Origin of the sequence: Serratia ureilytica (assembly GCF_013375155.1) — a bacterium.
Classification (GTDB): Bacteria; Pseudomonadota; Gammaproteobacteria; order Enterobacterales; family Enterobacteriaceae; genus Serratia; species Serratia ureilytica.
Genome location: NZ_JABXOF010000003.1, coordinates 435,633 through 452,081, shown reverse-complemented (window position 1 = coordinate 452,081; position 16,449 = coordinate 435,633). Strand labels below are relative to the sequence as shown.

General features: G+C 58.3%; 17 protein-coding genes. 10 read left to right on the top strand and 7 right to left on the bottom strand.

The genetic code is table 11. The annotated features are described in order from the left end of the window. Positions 1 to 5: 5 nt before the first annotated feature. From HWW83_RS25690 to acnA, 4 genes are all read left to right on the top strand, one after another. Positions 6 to 140, top strand: a complete 135-nt coding sequence (locus HWW83_RS25690; protein ID WP_255201708.1) for a hypothetical protein — start codon at positions 6 to 8, stop codon at positions 138 to 140. A gap of 221 nt (positions 141 to 361) precedes the next feature. Next, complete coding sequence (gene cysB / locus HWW83_RS08600) at positions 362 to 1,336, top strand: HTH-type transcriptional regulator CysB (protein ID WP_004930690.1); 975 nt, start codon at positions 362 to 364, stop codon at positions 1,334 to 1,336. 309 nt (positions 1,337 to 1,645) lie between these two features. After that, positions 1,646 to 1,924 carry a hypothetical protein gene (locus HWW83_RS08595; protein ID WP_176589207.1) on the top strand — a complete coding sequence of 93 codons (279 nt, stop codon included), beginning with the start codon at positions 1,646 to 1,648 and terminating at the stop codon, positions 1,922 to 1,924. Between the two features lie 223 nt (positions 1,925 to 2,147). Next, on the top strand, positions 2,148 to 4,820 hold the full coding sequence (gene acnA / locus HWW83_RS08590) for an aconitate hydratase AcnA (RefSeq protein ID WP_089197118.1): 2,673 nt from the start codon (positions 2,148 to 2,150) through the stop codon (positions 4,818 to 4,820). A gap of 57 nt (positions 4,821 to 4,877) precedes the next feature. Here acnA and ribA read toward each other — a convergent pair whose 3' ends face one another. Beyond that, positions 4,878 to 5,471 carry a GTP cyclohydrolase II gene (gene ribA, locus HWW83_RS08585; protein WP_019452695.1) on the bottom strand — a complete coding sequence of 198 codons (594 nt, stop codon included), beginning with the start codon at positions 5,469 to 5,471 and terminating at the stop codon, positions 4,878 to 4,880. Positions 5,472 to 5,749: 278 nt separating this feature from the next. Here ribA and pgpB point away from each other — a divergent pair, with 278 nt between their 5' ends. From pgpB to lapB, 3 genes are all read left to right on the top strand, one after another. Continuing rightward, entirely contained in the window at positions 5,750 to 6,514 is a 765-nt protein-coding gene (gene pgpB, locus HWW83_RS08580; RefSeq protein ID WP_033643258.1) for a phosphatidylglycerophosphatase B, read from the top strand. Positions 6,515 to 6,812: 298 nt separating this feature from the next. Beyond that, the gene (locus tag HWW83_RS08575) at positions 6,813 to 7,115 is read left to right on the top strand and encodes a LapA family protein (protein ID WP_033643257.1); all 303 of its coding nucleotides are present in this window, start codon (positions 6,813 to 6,815) and stop codon (positions 7,113 to 7,115) included. Between the two features lie 6 nt (positions 7,116 to 7,121). Then, positions 7,122 to 8,294 (top strand): lipopolysaccharide assembly protein LapB, encoded by a 1,173-nt coding sequence (gene lapB / locus HWW83_RS08570; protein ID WP_019452693.1) that lies wholly within the window; start codon positions 7,122 to 7,124, stop codon positions 8,292 to 8,294. 61 nt (positions 8,295 to 8,355) lie between these two features. Here the strand turns inward: lapB and HWW83_RS08565 are convergent, their stop codons facing one another. Both HWW83_RS08565 and bhsA read right to left on the bottom strand, forming a co-directional pair. Then, on the bottom strand, positions 8,356 to 8,655 hold the full coding sequence (locus HWW83_RS08565; protein ID WP_033643255.1) for a hypothetical protein: 300 nt from the start codon (positions 8,653 to 8,655) through the stop codon (positions 8,356 to 8,358). Positions 8,656 to 8,827: 172 nt separating this feature from the next. Then, complete coding sequence (gene bhsA / locus HWW83_RS08560; protein ID WP_033643254.1) at positions 8,828 to 9,088, bottom strand: multiple stress resistance protein BhsA; 261 nt, start codon at positions 9,086 to 9,088, stop codon at positions 8,828 to 8,830. 329 nt (positions 9,089 to 9,417) lie between these two features. Between bhsA and pyrF the strand changes: the two genes are divergently transcribed. Both pyrF and yciH read left to right on the top strand, forming a co-directional pair. Then, positions 9,418 to 10,146 (top strand): orotidine-5'-phosphate decarboxylase, encoded by a 729-nt coding sequence (pyrF, locus tag HWW83_RS08555; RefSeq protein WP_046898957.1) that lies wholly within the window; start codon positions 9,418 to 9,420, stop codon positions 10,144 to 10,146. Between the two features lie 10 nt (positions 10,147 to 10,156). Further along, on the top strand, positions 10,157 to 10,483 hold the full coding sequence (yciH, locus tag HWW83_RS08550) for a stress response translation initiation inhibitor YciH (protein ID WP_004930637.1): 327 nt from the start codon (positions 10,157 to 10,159) through the stop codon (positions 10,481 to 10,483). Between the two features lie 188 nt (positions 10,484 to 10,671). Here yciH and osmB read toward each other — a convergent pair whose 3' ends face one another. The 4 genes from osmB to HWW83_RS08530 form a co-directional block, all read right to left on the bottom strand. Then, positions 10,672 to 10,890 (bottom strand): osmotically-inducible lipoprotein OsmB, encoded by a 219-nt coding sequence (gene osmB, locus HWW83_RS08545; RefSeq protein WP_004930634.1) that lies wholly within the window; start codon positions 10,888 to 10,890, stop codon positions 10,672 to 10,674. A gap of 258 nt (positions 10,891 to 11,148) precedes the next feature. Beyond that, a complete protein-coding gene (locus HWW83_RS08540; protein ID WP_004930631.1) occupies positions 11,149 to 11,895 on the bottom strand; it encodes a DeoR/GlpR family DNA-binding transcription regulator in 747 nt (248 codons plus the stop codon). A 50-nt stretch (positions 11,896 to 11,945) separates the two neighbouring features. Beyond that, positions 11,946 to 14,378 (bottom strand): formate C-acetyltransferase/glycerol dehydratase family glycyl radical enzyme, encoded by a 2,433-nt coding sequence (locus HWW83_RS08535; RefSeq protein WP_046687151.1) that lies wholly within the window; start codon positions 14,376 to 14,378, stop codon positions 11,946 to 11,948. Between the two features lie 4 nt (positions 14,379 to 14,382). After that, positions 14,383 to 15,282 (bottom strand): glycyl-radical enzyme activating protein, encoded by a 900-nt coding sequence (locus HWW83_RS08530; protein ID WP_046687150.1) that lies wholly within the window; start codon positions 15,280 to 15,282, stop codon positions 14,383 to 14,385. 149 nt (positions 15,283 to 15,431) lie between these two features. Between HWW83_RS08530 and fsa the strand changes: the two genes are divergently transcribed. Next, positions 15,432 to 16,097, top strand: a complete 666-nt coding sequence (fsa, locus tag HWW83_RS08525) for a fructose-6-phosphate aldolase (protein ID WP_046687149.1) — start codon at positions 15,432 to 15,434, stop codon at positions 16,095 to 16,097. Positions 16,098 to 16,449: the final 352 nt, after the last annotated feature.

Here is a 16,449-nt window from a genome sequence, read left to right as displayed (position 1 = left end):
GGCCGATGTCCTGCCCGCAAGATGAAAAACCAGCCCTGGCGGCTGGTTTTTTTATTGGTGAAAAGGGGCAAACGGATCTATCCTTTGCTGTTTTTATCCCTCCGACACCGCCGTTTCACGTTGATACCCATGCAAAATAATCGTTATCATAGTGTGACGCGGATCTATACTTGAAGCTGCATCGTGGTATAGTGGTTATATAAAAAGTTTTTTTATTATTAAAGCTTATTAACAACGGCGTTTTCTTCACCATCAGGGTAGAACACGGGGTTTATGGCTTGTGAGTTTCAGCATACCGGGGCGACACCGATATACCTGGCTGCGGGTAAGCCGCAGTGTTTAACCTAGGATGGTATAAGATATGAAATTGCAGCAGCTTCGTTACATTGTGGAAGTGGTTAACCACAACCTGAATGTCTCCTCGACGGCAGAAGGGCTCTATACCTCTCAACCCGGCATCAGCAAACAGGTGCGCATGCTCGAAGATGAGCTGGGCATCCAGATTTTCGCCCGCAGCGGCAAGCACCTGACCCAGGTCACCCCGGCCGGCCAGGAAATCATTCGCATCGCGCGTGAAGTGCTGTCCAAGGTAGACGCCATCAAGGCCGTCGCCGGTGAACACACCTACCCGGACAAAGGCTCGCTGTACGTCGCCACCACGCATACCCAGGCTCGTTACGCCTTGCCTAACGTGATCAAAGGCTTCATTGAGCGTTACCCGCGTGTCTCGCTGCACATGCATCAGGGCTCGCCGACGCAGATCGCCGAAGCGGTCTCCAAGGGCACCGCAGATTTCGCCATCGCCACCGAAGCGCTGCACCTGTATGACGATCTTATCATGCTGCCGTGCTACCACTGGAACCGTGCGGTGGTGGTGAAGCCCGATCATCCTTTGGCGGGCAAAAGCAGCATCAGCATTGAAGAACTGGCGGCTTACCCGATCGTCACTTACACCTTCGGCTTTACCGGTCGCTCGGAGCTGGACACCGCCTTCAACCGCGCCGGCCTGACGCCGCGCATCGTCTTTACCGCCACTGACGCCGACGTGATTAAAACCTATGTTCGTTTGGGATTGGGGGTAGGGGTGATCGCCAGCATGGCGGTGGATCCGGTGCAGGATCCGGATCTGGTGACGGTGGATGCGCGCGATATCTTCACCTACAGCACCACTAAAATCGGCTTCCGCCGCAGCACCTTCCTGCGCAGCTACATGTACGACTTCATTCAGCGCTTCGCGCCGCACCTGACGCGCGACGTGGTCGACAGCGCAGTGGCGCTGCGCTCCAACGAAGAAATTGAAGCGATGTTCAAGGACATCAAGCTGCCGATTAAGTAATCGTTGACGATATCAAATCAAACCCGGTTAGGCGCCTGCTAAACCGGGTTTTTTTAGCCCGGAAACCCGCACCTTCCTTGTTTCTCAGGATCATCCTGAAAAGCCGCCGTCCTCTTTTCAACCCGTTAGCCTCTAAGTAGACTGCAAAACGTTCGGATAATTGAGTATGGAAATTCAACGTTATGCAGATATGCAGGCTTAACTACGCTGATTTATCGAGTGATTTCCAGATCCTTCGGGATGCGCTGCTAAGACGTAGAAAGGTGAGAGTGCCTGGAGGTCGAGGGCTGATGGCGTACGGTCGTATAGATGTTCAAGGCGAGCCTGATTACAGTAAATGCGTGGTATCACAATGAAAAAAGTCTCTGGATTGTTCTGTTCTTGTTGCTAACCTTTTTGTTGTTGCGCTACCTGCCAGACGGAATTTTCGACAGCTTCGTTTCCAACAACATAGAAATTAGCGGTGATGGTGAAATAGGGATGAATAGTTTCGACTCGGCTGTCATTGCCATTAAATTGGGTGTCTCTGCTATCATTGCTGCAGTTGTGCTCACAGTATGTCGCCGCCTGGTGCGCAAACCCCGCTAAAGCCGCGAGATTTTCGCTGCCAAAACGCCGCCTCGTTGCGGCGTTTTCGTTGACGCGTGGCCTAACCCCTTGGCTGCGCTCGCACTTCCTTCTTCTTGATTGTTCTCACCTATCGCTGTGATCAAATCGTGTTGTTATCAAAACGTTAACTTATCTTTGTGGTATCTTTAAACAAGACCTCACTGATTACCCTGTTTTAATCACAATAAGAAATGGAGGAGCTATGTCGTCCGATCTTCGTGAAACAAGTCTGGATAAGCTGGTTGCGCTGAATAGCGAATATTACTACTACAGTCTGCCGCTGGCGGCGAAGCAGCTGGGTGATATCGACCGGTTGCCGAAATCAATGAAAGTGCTGTTGGAGAACCTGCTGCGCCATGTGGATGGCGATACCGTGCAGGTTGACGACCTCAAGGCCATCGTCGCCTGGTTACAAACCGGCCATGCTGACCGTGAGATCGCCTACCGTCCGGCGCGCGTGCTGATGCAGGATTTTACCGGCGTTCCGGCGGTGGTGGATCTGGCGGCGATGCGTGAAGCGGTGCGGCGGCTGGGCGGCAATGTCGACCAGGTGAACCCGCTGTCGCCGGTGGATCTGGTGATTGACCACTCGGTTACCGTCGATGAATTCGGCGATGACAACGCCTTCGAAGACAACGTGCGTATCGAAATGCAGCGCAACCACGAGCGCTACACCTTCCTGCGCTGGGGGCAGAAAGCCTTCAACCGTTTCCGCGTGGTGCCGCCGGGCACCGGCATCTGCCACCAGGTCAACCTCGAATACCTCGGCCAAACGGTGTGGCACAGTGACGAAAGCGGTCGCCGCGTGGCCTATCCGGATACGCTGGTGGGCACCGATTCTCACACCACCATGATCAACGGCCTGGGCATTCTCGGCTGGGGCGTCGGCGGTATCGAAGCGGAAGCGGCGATGCTGGGCCAGCCGGTGTCGATGCTGATCCCGGACGTCGTCGGCTTTAAGCTGACCGGCAAGCTCCGCGAGGGCATTACCGCCACCGACCTGGTGCTGACGGTCACCCAAATGCTGCGTAAGCACGGCGTTGTCGGCAAGTTCGTCGAGTTTTACGGCGACGGCCTGGCCGATCTGCCGTTGGCGGACCGGGCGACCATCGCCAACATGTCGCCGGAGTTCGGCGCCACCTGCGGTTTCTTCCCGGTAGATGACGTCACGCTCGGCTACATGAAACTCAGCGGCCGCAGCGCCGAACAAATCGCGCTGGTGGAAGCCTACGCCAAGGCGCAGGGCATGTGGCGCAACCCGGGGGATGAGCCGGTATTCACCAGCTCGCTGGCGCTGGATATGTCGACGGTCGAGGCCAGCCTCGCCGGGCCGAAACGCCCGCAGGATCGCGTCGCGCTGCCGAATGTGCCGCAGGCGTTCAGGGCCGCTACCGAGTTGGATATCGGCGGCCACAAGACCAAGGCAGACAGCAAACCCTTTACGCTGGATGGGAAGCAGCACGAGCTGCACGACGGCGCGGTGGTGATCGCGGCGATCACCTCCTGCACCAACACCTCCAACCCGAGCGTGATGATGGCGGCCGGCCTGCTGGCGAAAAACGCCGTCAAGAAAGGGCTGCGCAGCAAGCCTTGGGTAAAAACGTCGTTGGCGCCGGGTTCCAAAGTGGTGACCGACTACTTCGACAGCGCCAAGCTCACCGCTTATCTGGAAGAACTGGGGTTCAACCTGGTGGGATATGGCTGTACCACCTGTATCGGCAACTCCGGGCCGCTGCCGGATCCTATCGAGCAGGCGATCAAAGAGGGCGATCTGACCGTGGGCGCGGTGCTGTCGGGCAACCGTAACTTCGAAGGGCGCATCCACCCGCTGGTGAAAACCAACTGGCTGGCCTCACCGCCGCTGGTCGTGGCGTATGCGCTGGCGGGCAGCATGAAGATCGATCTGACCAAAGAGCCGCTGGGCGAGGGCAATGACGGTCAACCGGTCTACCTGAAGGACATCTGGCCGAGCAGCCAGGACATTGCTCAGGCGGTGGAAGAAGTGCGCACCGAGATGTTCCACAAAGAATACGGCGAAGTGTTCGATGGCGACGCCAACTGGCAGGCGATCCAGGTGACCGGTTCGGCGACCTATCAATGGCAGGAGGATTCTACCTATATCCGCCATCCTCCGTTTTTCAGCACCATGAAGGTGAAACCGGATCCGGTGCAGGACATCAAGGACGCGCGCATTCTGGCGATTCTGGCCGATTCGGTGACCACCGACCACATCTCGCCGGCGGGCAACATCAAGCGCGACAGCCCGGCGGGGCGTTACCTGAGCGAGCACGGCGTGGCGCCGCAGGACTTTAATTCCTACGGTTCGCGCCGCGGTAACCACGAAGTGATGATGCGCGGCACCTTCGCCAACATCCGCATCCGCAACGAAATGGTGCCTGGCGTGGAGGGGGGCTATACCCGCCATATTCCGTCGCAGCAGCAACTGTCTATCTACGACGCCGCCATGCAGTACCAGCAGGAGAAAGTGCCGCTGGCGGTGATCGCCGGTAAAGAGTACGGTTCCGGCTCCAGCCGCGACTGGGCGGCGAAAGGGCCGCGCCTGCTGGGCGTGCGGGTGGTGATCGCCGAATCCTTCGAGCGCATTCACCGCTCCAACCTGATCGGCATGGGCATTTTGCCGCTGGAGTTCCCGCAGGGCGTGACGCGCAAAACGCTGGGGCTGACCGGGGACGAGCAGATCAGCGTCGGCGGCCTGCAACAGCTGCAGCCGGGCCAGACGGTGCCGGTACATATCACCTATGCCGACGGGCGCAAGGAGGTGATCGACACCCGTTGCCGCATCGATACCGGCAATGAGCTGACCTACTACGAAAACGACGGCATCCTGCACTACGTAATCAGGAAAATGCTGTAAATCGGGCAGTAAAAAGGGCGCCGCAAGGCGCCCTGATTGTCTTCACCGTGGCGGCGATCACTTCTGGTCGAGCAAATGGCCCATTTTGGCGGCCTTGGTCGCCAGATAGTGTTCGTTCTTCGGATTGCGGCCGACGATCAGCGGCACGCGCTCGCTGATATTGATACCGGCTTCGGTCAGGATCTCGACCTTTTTCGGGTTGTTGGTCAGCAAGCGCACCGCGTCGACGCCCAGCAGTTTGAACATGTCGGCGCACAAGGTGAAGTCGCGTTCGTCGGCGGCGAAGCCGAGCTGATGGTTGGCTTCCACGGTGTCTGCGCCCTTATCCTGCAGGGCATAGGCGCGGATCTTGTTCAACAGGCCGATATTGCGGCCCTCCTGGCGATGATAAAGCAGGATGCCGCGGCCTTCTTCGGCGATCTGCTCCAGCGCGGCTTCCAGCTGAAAACCGCAGTCGCAGCGCAGGCTGAACAACGCGTCGCCGGTCAGACATTCGGAATGCACGCGTGCGAGCACCGGCGCTTCACCGGAAATATCACCGAATACCAGCGCCAGATGATCGTGCCCGGTCGCCAGTTCTTCGAATCCTACCATCAGGAAATCGCCCCAAGGTGTCGGCAGTTTAGCCTCTGCCACCCGTTTAAGCTGCATGTCACTCTCCACAAAAACCTACGATTCAATCATTGTCGCGCATCCTAAGTCCGGTTAGTGCATTGACCAAGACTAAAACGTGCTACGCCGATCTCTATTTCGTTAATTATCGGCTATTTTGCCACAACTTCTTGCCGGGCGGTGCTCAGCAAACCAGCAGATGGCGTTTTCTGGCCACCTATTATTGCGATAGGTTGTCTATCTGTTTAATTTTTCGCGTGTTATCAAGATTGCACTCTTGTTACACTGCAGCCTGATTCACGCAGAGGAAAACGGGAATGTATGAGATAGCAAAACGCACGGCGGGCGGCGCGTTGCTGCTGCTGTTGATGCCGCTGGCGGTCTGGGTATCCGGCTGGCACTGGCAACCCGGCGGCAATGACCGGCTGCTGAAAGCGCTGTACTGGGTGACCGAAACCGTGACCTCGCCGTGGGGCATTCTGACCAGCGCGATCCTCTGCGGTTGGTTTTTGTGGTGCCTGCGCTTTCGGCTGAAGCCGGCCATCGGTCTGGCGATGCTGCTTTTCGCCGCGCTGTTGATTGGGCAGGGCGTGAAGTCGTTGATCAAGGATCGGGTGCAAGAGCCGCGTCCTTTCGTGGTGTGGTTGGAGCAAACCCACGGCGTGGACGGCAAGTATTTCTACTCGCTGCAGCGCAAAGAGCGCAGCGCGCTGGTGCGCGAGCAACTGCAAGACCAGACGCTGGTGCCGGGCTGGCTGCGCAAGCACTGGCAGTTTGAAACCGGCTTTGCTTTTCCGTCGGGGCACACCATGTTCGCCGCCACCTGGGCGCTATTGGGCGTAGGGCTGCTGTGGCCGCGCCGCCATTACAAAACCGTCGCGATCCTGATGGTGTGGGCGGCCGGGGTAATGGGCAGCCGCTTGCTGCTGGGCATGCACTGGCCGCGCGATCTGGCAATGGCCACGTTGATCAGTTGGTTGCTGGTGGTGATCACCTGCTGGCTGGCGCAGCGCTGGTTCGGTCCTCTGACGCCGCCGCCGCAAGAGCAGCAGGAAATCGCGGCGCGCAAGCCGGAGAAATGAACGTTATGTGACCATGTCACAAAAAGCGCGGCGCCAGATCGGCGCCGCATTAACCGCTTACATTTTCCCGCCATTGCAATCCGCGCCGTCGCCCCCATATCCTTATAAATTCGACGTTTTGAGAAGCTTTCTCATCAATTTGTTCGTTAAAGCCGTTTACTGCCGAATATGCCAGCAGATATGTGGTTTTATCGTGCCGCAGGGTTTCCCTGCCGCAACGGGAAATGCTAACTTAAGGGTTAGGGACGCCACGTTTTGGCATCGTTCATCCGATTCACTCGGCATCGCGGGAAAGAATGTGAAATATTTGCTGATTTTTTTGTTGGTTCTGGTGATCTTCGTGATTTCCGTCACCTTGGGTGCGCATAACGATCAGGTGGTCAATTTTAACTATCTGGTTGCGCAGGGCGATTATCGCGTATCGACCCTGTTGGCCACGCTGTTTGGCGCCGGTTTCATTCTCGGCTGGATCATTTGCGGTCTGTTCTATCTGCGTACGCGCATTGCGCTGGGCCGCGCCGAGCGCAAGATCAAAAGGCTGGAGCTGCAGCTTGAGCAGCCCGCTGAACCGGCGGCTCAGGCCGTTGTCAGCAAGGAATAACCCTCTATGTTAGAACTGCTGTTTCTGTTGCTGCCCGTGGCTGCCGCGTACGGTTGGTACATGGGGCGCAGAAGCGCTCAGCAGGATAAACAGCAAGAAGCCAACCGCCTGTCGCGTGAATACGTGGCAGGGGTGAACTTTCTGCTTTCAAACCAGCAGGATAAGGCGGTCGATCTGTTCCTCGACATGTTGAAAGAGGACAGCAACACCGTTGAGGCCCACCTGACGTTGGGCAACCTGTTCCGCTCGCGCGGCGAAGTCGACCGCGCTATCCGCATCCATCAGGCCTTGATGGAAAGCGCTTCCCTGACCTTTGAGCAGCGCCTGTTGGCGGTGCAGCAGCTGGGCCGTGACTATATGGCCGCCGGGCTTTACGACCGCGCGGAAGACATGTTCAGCCAGTTGACTGACGAAGCGGATTTTCGCGTCTCGGCGCTGCAGCAACTGCTGGTGATCCATCAGGCGACCAGCGACTGGCAGAAAGCGATCGACGTGGCGGAAAAGTTGGTCAAGCTGGGCAAAGAGAAACAACGCGTCGAGATCGCGCACTTTTATTGTGAACTGGCGCTGCAGGCGATGGGCAGCGACGATCTCGATCGGGCGATGAGCCTGCTCAAGCGTGCGGACGCGGCCGATAAACAATGCGCGCGCGTGTCCATCATGTTCGGGCGCATTTACATGGCGCAAAACGACTACGCCAAAGCAGCGGAGTCGCTGCAACGCGTATTGAGTCAGGATAAAGAGCTGGTCAGCGAAACGCTGCCGATGCTGCAGGAATGCTACCGGCACCTGCCGGAACAGCAGCACAACTGGGCTGATTTCCTGAAGCGCTGCGTGGAAGAGAACACTGGCGCAACCGCCGATCTGATGCTGGCCGAAATCATCGAGCAGCACGAAGGGCGCGACGTGGTGCAGGTCTATATCAACCGCCAGCTGCAGCGTCATCCCACTATGCGGGTGTTTTATCGGCTGATGGATTATCACCTGGCGGACGCTGAAGACGGCCGTGCGAAAGAGAGTCTGCTATTGTTGCGCGATATGGTCGGCGAGCAAATTCGCACCAAGCCGCGTTACCGCTGCCACAAATGTGGCTTCACCGCGCACTCGCTCTATTGGCATTGTCCGTCGTGTCGCGCCTGGTCATCGGTTAAACCGATCCGCGGTCTGGACGGACAATAGCGCGGCGGTGAGACAAAATAAAACGGGGCGATTGATCGCCCCGTTTTTCTATGTTCATCGCTTACTTTTTCTTGCCGCCTTTAGCGCCGGTTTTCAATAGCTGACGCAGCTTCTTCAGCTCTTTTTGGCTCAGAGGCTGTTCGATTTCTTCTTCGGTGCTTTGATTGTCGATCTCGCCGTGGTGCAGGTCGTCCGCTTTCTTGGCCGGTTTTTCTGCCTTGACGACGGGCGCGTTGAAGCTGCTTTCCAGGCGCTGGCACACTTCCACGCTCAATGAAAATTCGTTTTCAGCGGCGGCGGCGCGGATTTTCTCCTTCAGTGCCAGAGGAATTTTAATGGTAAGTGTCGATATCTCGCTCATTTTGAAAGCCTTTCTGCAGGAAGATGCCTTCAAGCTAAGCCACTGGCGATCGGGTGTCTAGTGTGTAATAAAAATTTAATATTTTTGTAACAATAAAGAGCGGGGCAAATGCGGGGTTTTTAAGCGGGAAACAGAGGCAGGGCCCGAAATCTCGGGCCCTGTACCGGAATCCTTATTTGTAGATGATTGCGGTGCCGCTCAACATGTTGTTACCGCCGGCGGAGATAATGCGGTAGCTGCTGGCGCCCTGAGCATCTGCTTTAGCGGCCAGTTTTTTCTCCAGGCTGCTGAGGGTGGTTGCGTGGCCTGCGGAAACGACGCCGGTCGCGGTCAGGCTATCGGCCTGCTGGCTGTTGATCGGCTCAGCGGCCAAAGTGGCGAAAGAGGTCAGTGCGATAGCGGCAGCGGCTGCAAAATATTTGATGGTTTTCATGAGTGACTCCAGTCTGTTTATTTAGGAAGGAAGCCATTCGCTTCCGATGTGGTGAATAATAAAGCATCTGGGCCGATTGAAAATCTGATAATGCTGAGCAAGTGGTTCAAAATATTTGATTGATAATTTACGCATCTTTACGGCGTTTTACGCTGCGTGGTTTATTGCTGACGCGCTTACGTTGACGCGCCATGACAAAGACGCAAGGTAACATGACAGAGCGCCGGTGCGCGCTGCGGCTGGGATTTCTGGCCCCTGGCATGTAGAATGCGGCGGTCAGTTTCGCGGGTGAGTCCCTGATTATCTCCATTTTACAGAAGGTAGAAGAAATGAAGTCTGAAAATAACACTAATAACAATGACTTAAAATCATCTCCAATCGTTGTGGCGTTGGATTACGCCGATAAGAACGCTGCGCTGGCGTTCGCCGACCGTATCGATCCGCAAGACTGCCGGCTGAAAGTGGGCAAGGAAATGTTCACGCTGTTTGGGCCGCAGCTGGTGCGCGATCTGCACGGGCGCGGCTTCGACGTATTTCTTGACCTGAAATTCCACGATATTCCCAATACCACGGCGCATGCGGTAGCCGCAGCGGCCGAGCTGGGCGTTTGGATGGTCAATGTGCATGCCAGCGGCGGCGCGCGCATGATGACCGCCGCTAAAGAAGCGCTGGTGTCATACGGGGCGGATGCGCCGCTGCTGATCGCCGTCACGGTGCTGACCAGCATGGAAGCGGAAGACCTTCGCGGCATCGGCATCGAGGCCAGTCCGGCAGAACACGCCGAGCGCCTGGCGCGCCTGACCCGCGACTGCGGGCTGGACGGCGTGGTATGTTCGGCACACGAAGCGCAGCGCCTGAAGGCCGCCTGCGGGCAGGCTTTCCAACTGGTGACGCCGGGGATCCGCCCTGAAGGCAGCGCGGCGGGCGATCAGCGTCGTATTATGACGCCGGTGCAGGCGCAGGCCGCCGGCGTGGACTATATGGTGATTGGGCGTCCGATCACCCAATCTGCGGATCCGGCCGCGACGCTGCGCGCGATCCGCGCCTCTTTGGCCTGAGGAAGCGATGATGAATGACGATAACAGCCGTCTGGTGTATTCCACGGACACCGGTCGCATCAAGCAGGAAGAGGTTAAACCGCAACGCGCCAAGGGCGATGGCGTCGTGCGCATCCAGCGCCAGACCAGCGGCCGCAAGGGGAAGGGCGTGTGCCTGATTACCGGCGTCGATCTGGATGATGCCGCGCTCGACAAACTGGCGGCCGAACTGAAAAAGAAATGCGGCTGCGGCGGCTCGGTGAAAGAGGGAGTCATCGAGATCCAGGGCGATAAACGCGATCTGCTCAAACAGCTGCTGGAAGCCAAAGGCATGAAGGTCAAACTGGCGGGCGGTTGAGGCGAATCGCCATGCCGCAGTGCAATGCTGCGGCATGGCTAGAGGTTGTTGCTGCCGGGGGTTAACCCGTTAACGGCGAAAGAACTATAGACTTAAAGTAAAACAGACCTGAAATCATCGTTATTGGTTAATACGTCAAAGCGCCGAGGCGCTTTTGCCCGCCCGTCGGCGGAGGAGCATCGGGCAGGTTATTTGCCAACCTGGTGACCGATGATGCCGCCCACCGCAGCCCCACCCAGCGTGCCCAAAGCGCTGCCGTTGGTCAGCACTGCACCGCCGACTGCACCGGCGCCGGCGCCGATAGCGGTGTTGCGATCGCGTTTGGACATGTTGGAACAGGCGCTCAGTGAAAACGCCAGAGTCAGAGCCAGAGCGGCGGTGGCGAAACGTTTATTGATAATCATCATAATGACTTCTCCTTAGCATTGGCTATATGGAAGTGCCCTATAAGTATAGGCGTTAACCATAAATCAGGCCTGCTGTTGATTCCCATACGGTATCGATATAAAAAATGGCATTTTTTGTTAACGGCCGAATAATTAGCGGGTTACGGCCCAAAAGTTACCGAAGCTGAGTATAGGTTTCTCGGGAAGGATAAACAGGTAAATAGTCTTAAAATCCCGCTGCGCAAGGGAAACGGCGGGCGGCGTGGCCCGCGCGGCGCGTTATTCGTTGACCAGCTCCACCTGTACGCCCTGACGTTTCAGCTGATGCTGATACTCCAGCGCCAAACGTGAATCGGTGATCACCCGGCTGATTTGCCCCGGCTGCGCCAGCGGGTTGGGTTGGATCTGGCCAAATTTGCTGGAGTCCGTCAGCACGATATTCTCCACGCCCTTGGCCAGCACCGCGCTGACCACGTCGGCGCGCATCATGTCGCGGCCGGTAAAGCCGGTTTCGGCCTGAAAGCCGTCGATGCCGATAAACGCCTTGTTGAAATGCACCTGCTGAATGCACAGCCGCGTGAGTGGGCCGACCACGGTCTCGCTTTTCTTCTGATACATGCCGCCGAGGACAATCACGTCGCAGTCGGTTTCTTTCAGCAGGTTGGCGATATAGTGGCTGACGGTGATCAGCGTAATGCGCTTGCGTTCGGCAATATAGCGCGCCAGCAGGGCGTTGGCGCTGCCGCTTTCGATAAAGATCGTCTCGCCGTCGTTGACCTGCGCCGCGGCGTACTGTGCCAATCGTTGTTTGAGGGTGAAATTGGACATCATGCGAGCGTCGACGTCGTCGCTCTCCAACGCCACGGCGGAACCGTGTACCCGTTTCAGATAACTGCGTTTTTCCAGCAGGTTGAGATCCTGCCGGATGGTGACTTCCGATACGCCCGAGGCGCGCGCCAGCTCATTGACGCTGATCCGCCGGCGATCGTTAACCAACTGCAATATGGTCTGTTGTCGTAAATTCATATCGGCCTGATGATGCGGCCGCCAAGGCGCGGCCACTAAGAGTCAAAGGTTTAAAGAGTATGTTCTGTGCGCGCAATAATATCATCCTGCGCCTCAGGGGATAATGCGGTAAAGAAGGCGGAATAGCCAGCTACGCGAACCACTAAATCACGATATTGGTCAGGGTGTTGCTTCGCCGCCAGCAGCGTTTCGCGCGACACGATGTTGTACTGCACATGCCAGCCGCGATAGCTCTCGAAGAAGGTGCGCAACATCAGCATCAGCTTTTCCCGATCGCGCGGGTTGTCCAGCGTCGCTGGATTCAGCTTTTGATTGAGCAACACGCCGCCGAGGATCGCCTCGGTCGGCAACTTGGCGAGCGAATTGAACACCGCCGTTGGCCCCAGGTGGTCCGTACCAGACGCCGGACTGGCGCCTTCCGCCAGAGGCTGGTGCGCCTTGCGCCCATCCGGCGTGGCCAGGGTGGCGGCGCCGAAGGGCACGTTGGCCGAAATCGACGAGGTGCCAGCGTAGTAGCCGCCGCCGATCGGTCCGCGGCCGAAGCGGGTGTTGCGGTACTGCTTCAGTTCCTCGATGTAGGTTTGATAGGCTCGCACCAGCAGCCGATCGACGTCGTCCACGTCGTTGCCGTATTTGGGCGCGGCGTTGAGTAGCCGCTGGCGCAGCTGTTCGCCATCCAGCCCGGCGAAGTCTTCGGCCAGCGCCGTCGCCAGCTGCTGCTGGCCGATCGCCCCTTGGTCGAACACCAGTTTGCGCACCGCCGCCAGGCTGTTGCCCAGGTTGGCGATGCCGACCTGCAGGCCGGAAACCCAATCGTATTTGGCGCCGCCTTGTTTGATGCTTTTGCCGCGTTCAATGCAGTCATCCACCAGCGCTGAGCAGAGGATATCGTGGGCGTTCTCCTCCAGCACGCTGTCTACCACGCACTCGATCTCGATCGACTTGCGCGTGTAGTAGCGGATTTGCCGATCCCAGGCGGTTAAGACTTGCTCGAAATCGGCGAAGTTTCCTTTGGACAGCGCCTGTTCCTGCGGCAGGAAAATCTGCCCGGACGTGGCGTCGCGGCCTTGTTCCAGCGCCGCCAGCAGCACGCGGGCGAAGTTGATGAAGCTCATGCCGGTGCAGCGATAGCCCCATTTGCCGCCGACGGCGGTCTCGATACAGCCGATGGCGGCGTAGTCGTAAGCGTCCTGCGGTTCGACCCCCAGCTTGATGAACTCGGGAATGACGATTTCGTCGTTGTTGAATGCCGGCATGCCGAAGCCGCAGCGGATCACCTGTACGCAGGCGTCGAGGAAACCGGCGCTCATCCCGGCGTGGTAACGCACGCTGAGGTTGGGCTGGGTGGAACGCAGGCGGCCGCAGGATTCGAGAATGGCGTAGGACAGCGGATTGACCGCGTCACACGGCCGGCCGTCGATCAGTTTTTGCCCGCCGATGGTAACGTTCTGGTACAGCGGGCTGCCGGCGGAGGCCTTGGAGTGCGAGCCGGAGCGGATCTTGTTGACCTCCAGCAGCTTCAGCCAGCAGCTGTGCAGCAGCTCGATGGCGTCTTCCCGCGCCAGGTTTTGCTCCAGCTCCACGTCGCGCCGATACCAGGGATAGAGATACTGATCGAGGCGGCCAAAGGAAACCGAATGGCCGTTGGATTCGATCTGCAACGTCAGCTGGATGAAATAGCACAGCTGCAGCGCCTGCCAGAAGGTTTGCGGCGGGCGATGGGCGATCCGGTCGCAGTTGTCTGCGATAGCCAGCAGCTCGGCGCGCCGCCAGTCGCGGGCTTCGTTTTGCGCCATGTCGCGCGCCAGGCGAGCGAAGCGCAAGATGTGTTCGCTCAGCGCCGTCAGCACAATATCGATAGCGTTGAGAAACTGCGCCTTGTGCAGATCTTCCCACTCGGTCAGACGCAGGCGGCTGCGGCGCGCGTTCACCTTTTCACGCAGGCCATCGAGGCCTAACTCCAGCAGCAGCGGGAAGTTGACCGCCAGATGGGCGTCCCCGGAGGTCATATTGCCCTCGGCCTTGATGATGCCGGTGGCCAGCAGCGCCTTTTGTTCGTCGGTAAACATGCCGTAGCAGCGATCCTGCACCGTTTGGCCGCGCCACCAGGGGCACAGACGATGCAAAATTGCCTTGTTCTCGTCGCTGACCGAAAAACCGGCGCCCGGCCGGTCGGCCAACTGGTCTATTTCGTTTTCTATCCAGCCGACGGTGTATTCGGGGAAGATCGGCGCGGCGCGCAGCTCGCTGGCCTGGTTGCCGACGATCAGCTCGTCGTTGGCGATCCAGATGCTGCGTTTCGCCAGATGGTTGGCCAACGCCAGGGCGCGGCGCACCGGCAGCGGCTTGTCCTGATGCTGCTGATAGGCCTCGGTATAGTGCTGCGCGCGTTCGGTGCACACCGGCGGTTTGACGATGTGAATCAGCGCATTCTTATGCGCCTGGATACGGGCGCTCAGGGTAGTCAAATCCAACGTGGTCATGGTGTTATCCTCGCAAAATGGCGGTCAGGCCCTTGGCGCCGGCATAGTCTTCGGCGAAGGCCAGCAGGTCGGGTGCGTCCAGTGGCGTGCGGGCGGCACGGTAGGATTCGCCGAGCAGGTGGTACTTGTTGATGCCAAGCGTGTGGTACGGCAGAAAGTGGATCTCCGACACGCCGATCTCGTCGGCGGCGAAGTCGACGATGGCACGGACAGAGCGGCGATCTGCGTTGAAATCGGGGATCAGCGGCACGCGTACGGTCATTTGCGCGCCGTGCGCCGCCAGCCGACGAAAATTGCTCATCACCCGGCGGGCGGAACCGCCGGTCCAGGCTCTGAAGCGCGCTTCGTCGGTGTGTTTGAGATCGGCCAGCAGCAGATCCAGCCACGGCAGCGAAGGGGCGATATAACGCCATGGGACGTGCAGGCAGGATTCGACGGCGGTGTGGATGCCGGCCTCGCGGCCGCGCCGCAGCAGGTCCGCCGCGATGTCCGGCTGCATAAAGGGTTCGCCGCCGGACAGCGTTAAACCGCCGCCGCTGCGCAGGTAGAAAGGCTTATCCCGCATCACCTCGGCCATGATATCGTCGGGGTTGATCGGGCTGCCGCACAGACTGAGTGCGCCGGTCGGGCAGGCGGCGGCCAGGGCGGCATAATCGTCTGCGCTAATCAGCTCGCGTTGCAGCGTCAGCGGCCCGTCGGTGCGTTGCAGCCCTTGCGGACAACGCTCGGCGCACAGCGTGCAGCCGCTCAGGCACAGACGTTCGTCAAACAGCAGGTCTGCGTGGCGCGAGCGGCTTTCCGGGTTCTGACACCACCGGCAGCTCAGCGGGCAGCCTTTTAAAAAGACCACGCTGCGGATGCCCGGGCCGTCATGGGTCGAGTAGCGCTGCACATTGAAGATCATGAGTCACCCGTTTGGCGTTGCTGTATCTTTCGCCATTAAAGATGTTTCGAATGAAAGTTGAATTGATTTTGATCAAAAGTTAGCGCGGTTTTTGCCCTATGATGATCAGAGTTTGAATCCGCCTACAGAACATGACACAGGAGTCCGTGATGGAGCTTTATCTCGATACCGCCGATGTGACCGCGGTAAAACGCCTGGCGCGCATTCTGCCGCTGCACGGCGTCACCACCAACCCGAGCATCTTGGCGAAGGAAGGCAAGCCGATCTGGGAAGTGCTGCCCGCGCTGCGCGACGCCCTCGGCGGCACCGGCAAGCTGTTTGCACAGGTGATGGCGACCGATGCGGAACGTATGGTGGCGGAGGCGGCGCTGCTCAGCCAGCGGGTACCGGGGCTGGTGGTGAAAATCCCGGCGACCGCCGAAGGGCTGGCGGCGATCAAGAAGCTTAAAACGATGTCCATTCCGACGTTGGGCACCGCGGTGTACGGCGCTGCACAGGGGCTGTTGGCGGCCTTGGCCGGGGCGGAATATGTGGCGCCTTACGTCAACCGGGTGGACGCGCAGGGCGGCGACGGCATCGAAATGGTGCACGAGCTGCAGCAGCTGTTGAGCCTGCATGCGCCGTCGGCGCAGGTGCTGGCCGCCAGTTTCAAAACGCCGCGCCAGGCGCTGGAGTGCCTGTTGGCGGGCTGCCAGGCCATCACGCTGCCGGTGGACGTCGCGGAGCAGTTCCTGAATGCGCCGGCAGTGCAGGCCGCAGTCGAGAAATTCGAACAGGATTGGCAAGGGGCGTTCGGCAGCAATTTGTTGAGCTGATAACGGCCTGATGTGTTAATTTTCTTCCCGATCGACAATTAATTTTAAAGGATGACGCATCATGGCGTCATCCTTCCGCAGTTTCGCCATTCTTCTCATGCCGCCGTCTCCCTTATGGTTTTGTGAACCGCAGTGCCATAAAGCTGTTGATTTTTCTCCCTCGAAGCTCATAATTCGCCCAAGAGTAAGTTTATTTACATTAATTTACGTAACTTATGATTTTGGTTAGATAAATAACTATAAGTAACAGTGAGGAGCCAAGGATGCGCTCAGATAATGCTCGTGCTTTACTCTATTCTATCCGCTGTGGGCTGTCGGGATTATTGATAGGCGTTGTACCCCTGTTTTCCGC

What these genes read in the sequence shown, in the direction of transcription:
- HWW83_RS25690 (WP_255201708.1), top strand. Translation starts at nt 6, where the DNA reads ATGTCCTGCCCGCAAGATGAAAAACCAGCCCTGGCGGCTGGTTTTTTT.
- cysB (WP_004930690.1), top strand. Translation starts at nt 362, where the DNA reads ATGAAATTGCAGCAGCTTCGTTACATTGTGGAAGTGGTTAACCACAAC.
- HWW83_RS08595 (WP_176589207.1), top strand. Translation starts at nt 1,646, where the DNA reads ATGTTCAAGGCGAGCCTGATTACAGTAAATGCGTGGTATCACAATGAA.
- acnA (WP_089197118.1), top strand. Translation starts at nt 2,148, where the DNA reads ATGTCGTCCGATCTTCGTGAAACAAGTCTGGATAAGCTGGTTGCGCTG.
- ribA (WP_019452695.1), bottom strand. Translation starts at nt 5,471, where the DNA reads ATGCAGCTTAAACGGGTGGCAGAGGCTAAACTGCCGACACCTTGGGGC.
- pgpB (WP_033643258.1), top strand. Translation starts at nt 5,750, where the DNA reads ATGTATGAGATAGCAAAACGCACGGCGGGCGGCGCGTTGCTGCTGCTG.
- lapB (WP_019452693.1), top strand. Translation starts at nt 7,122, where the DNA reads ATGTTAGAACTGCTGTTTCTGTTGCTGCCCGTGGCTGCCGCGTACGGT.
- HWW83_RS08565 (WP_033643255.1), bottom strand. Translation starts at nt 8,655, where the DNA reads ATGAGCGAGATATCGACACTTACCATTAAAATTCCTCTGGCACTGAAG.
- bhsA (WP_033643254.1), bottom strand. Translation starts at nt 9,088, where the DNA reads ATGAAAACCATCAAATATTTTGCAGCCGCTGCCGCTATCGCACTGACC.
- pyrF (WP_046898957.1), top strand. Translation starts at nt 9,418, where the DNA reads ATGAAGTCTGAAAATAACACTAATAACAATGACTTAAAATCATCTCCA.
- yciH (WP_004930637.1), top strand. Translation starts at nt 10,157, where the DNA reads ATGAATGACGATAACAGCCGTCTGGTGTATTCCACGGACACCGGTCGC.
- osmB (WP_004930634.1), bottom strand. Translation starts at nt 10,890, where the DNA reads ATGATGATTATCAATAAACGTTTCGCCACCGCCGCTCTGGCTCTGACT.
- HWW83_RS08540 (WP_004930631.1), bottom strand. Translation starts at nt 11,895, where the DNA reads ATGAATTTACGACAACAGACCATATTGCAGTTGGTTAACGATCGCCGG.
- HWW83_RS08535 (WP_046687151.1), bottom strand. Translation starts at nt 14,378, where the DNA reads ATGACCACGTTGGATTTGACTACCCTGAGCGCCCGTATCCAGGCGCAT.
- HWW83_RS08530 (WP_046687150.1), bottom strand. Translation starts at nt 15,282, where the DNA reads ATGATCTTCAATGTGCAGCGCTACTCGACCCATGACGGCCCGGGCATC.
- fsa (WP_046687149.1), top strand. Translation starts at nt 15,432, where the DNA reads ATGGAGCTTTATCTCGATACCGCCGATGTGACCGCGGTAAAACGCCTG.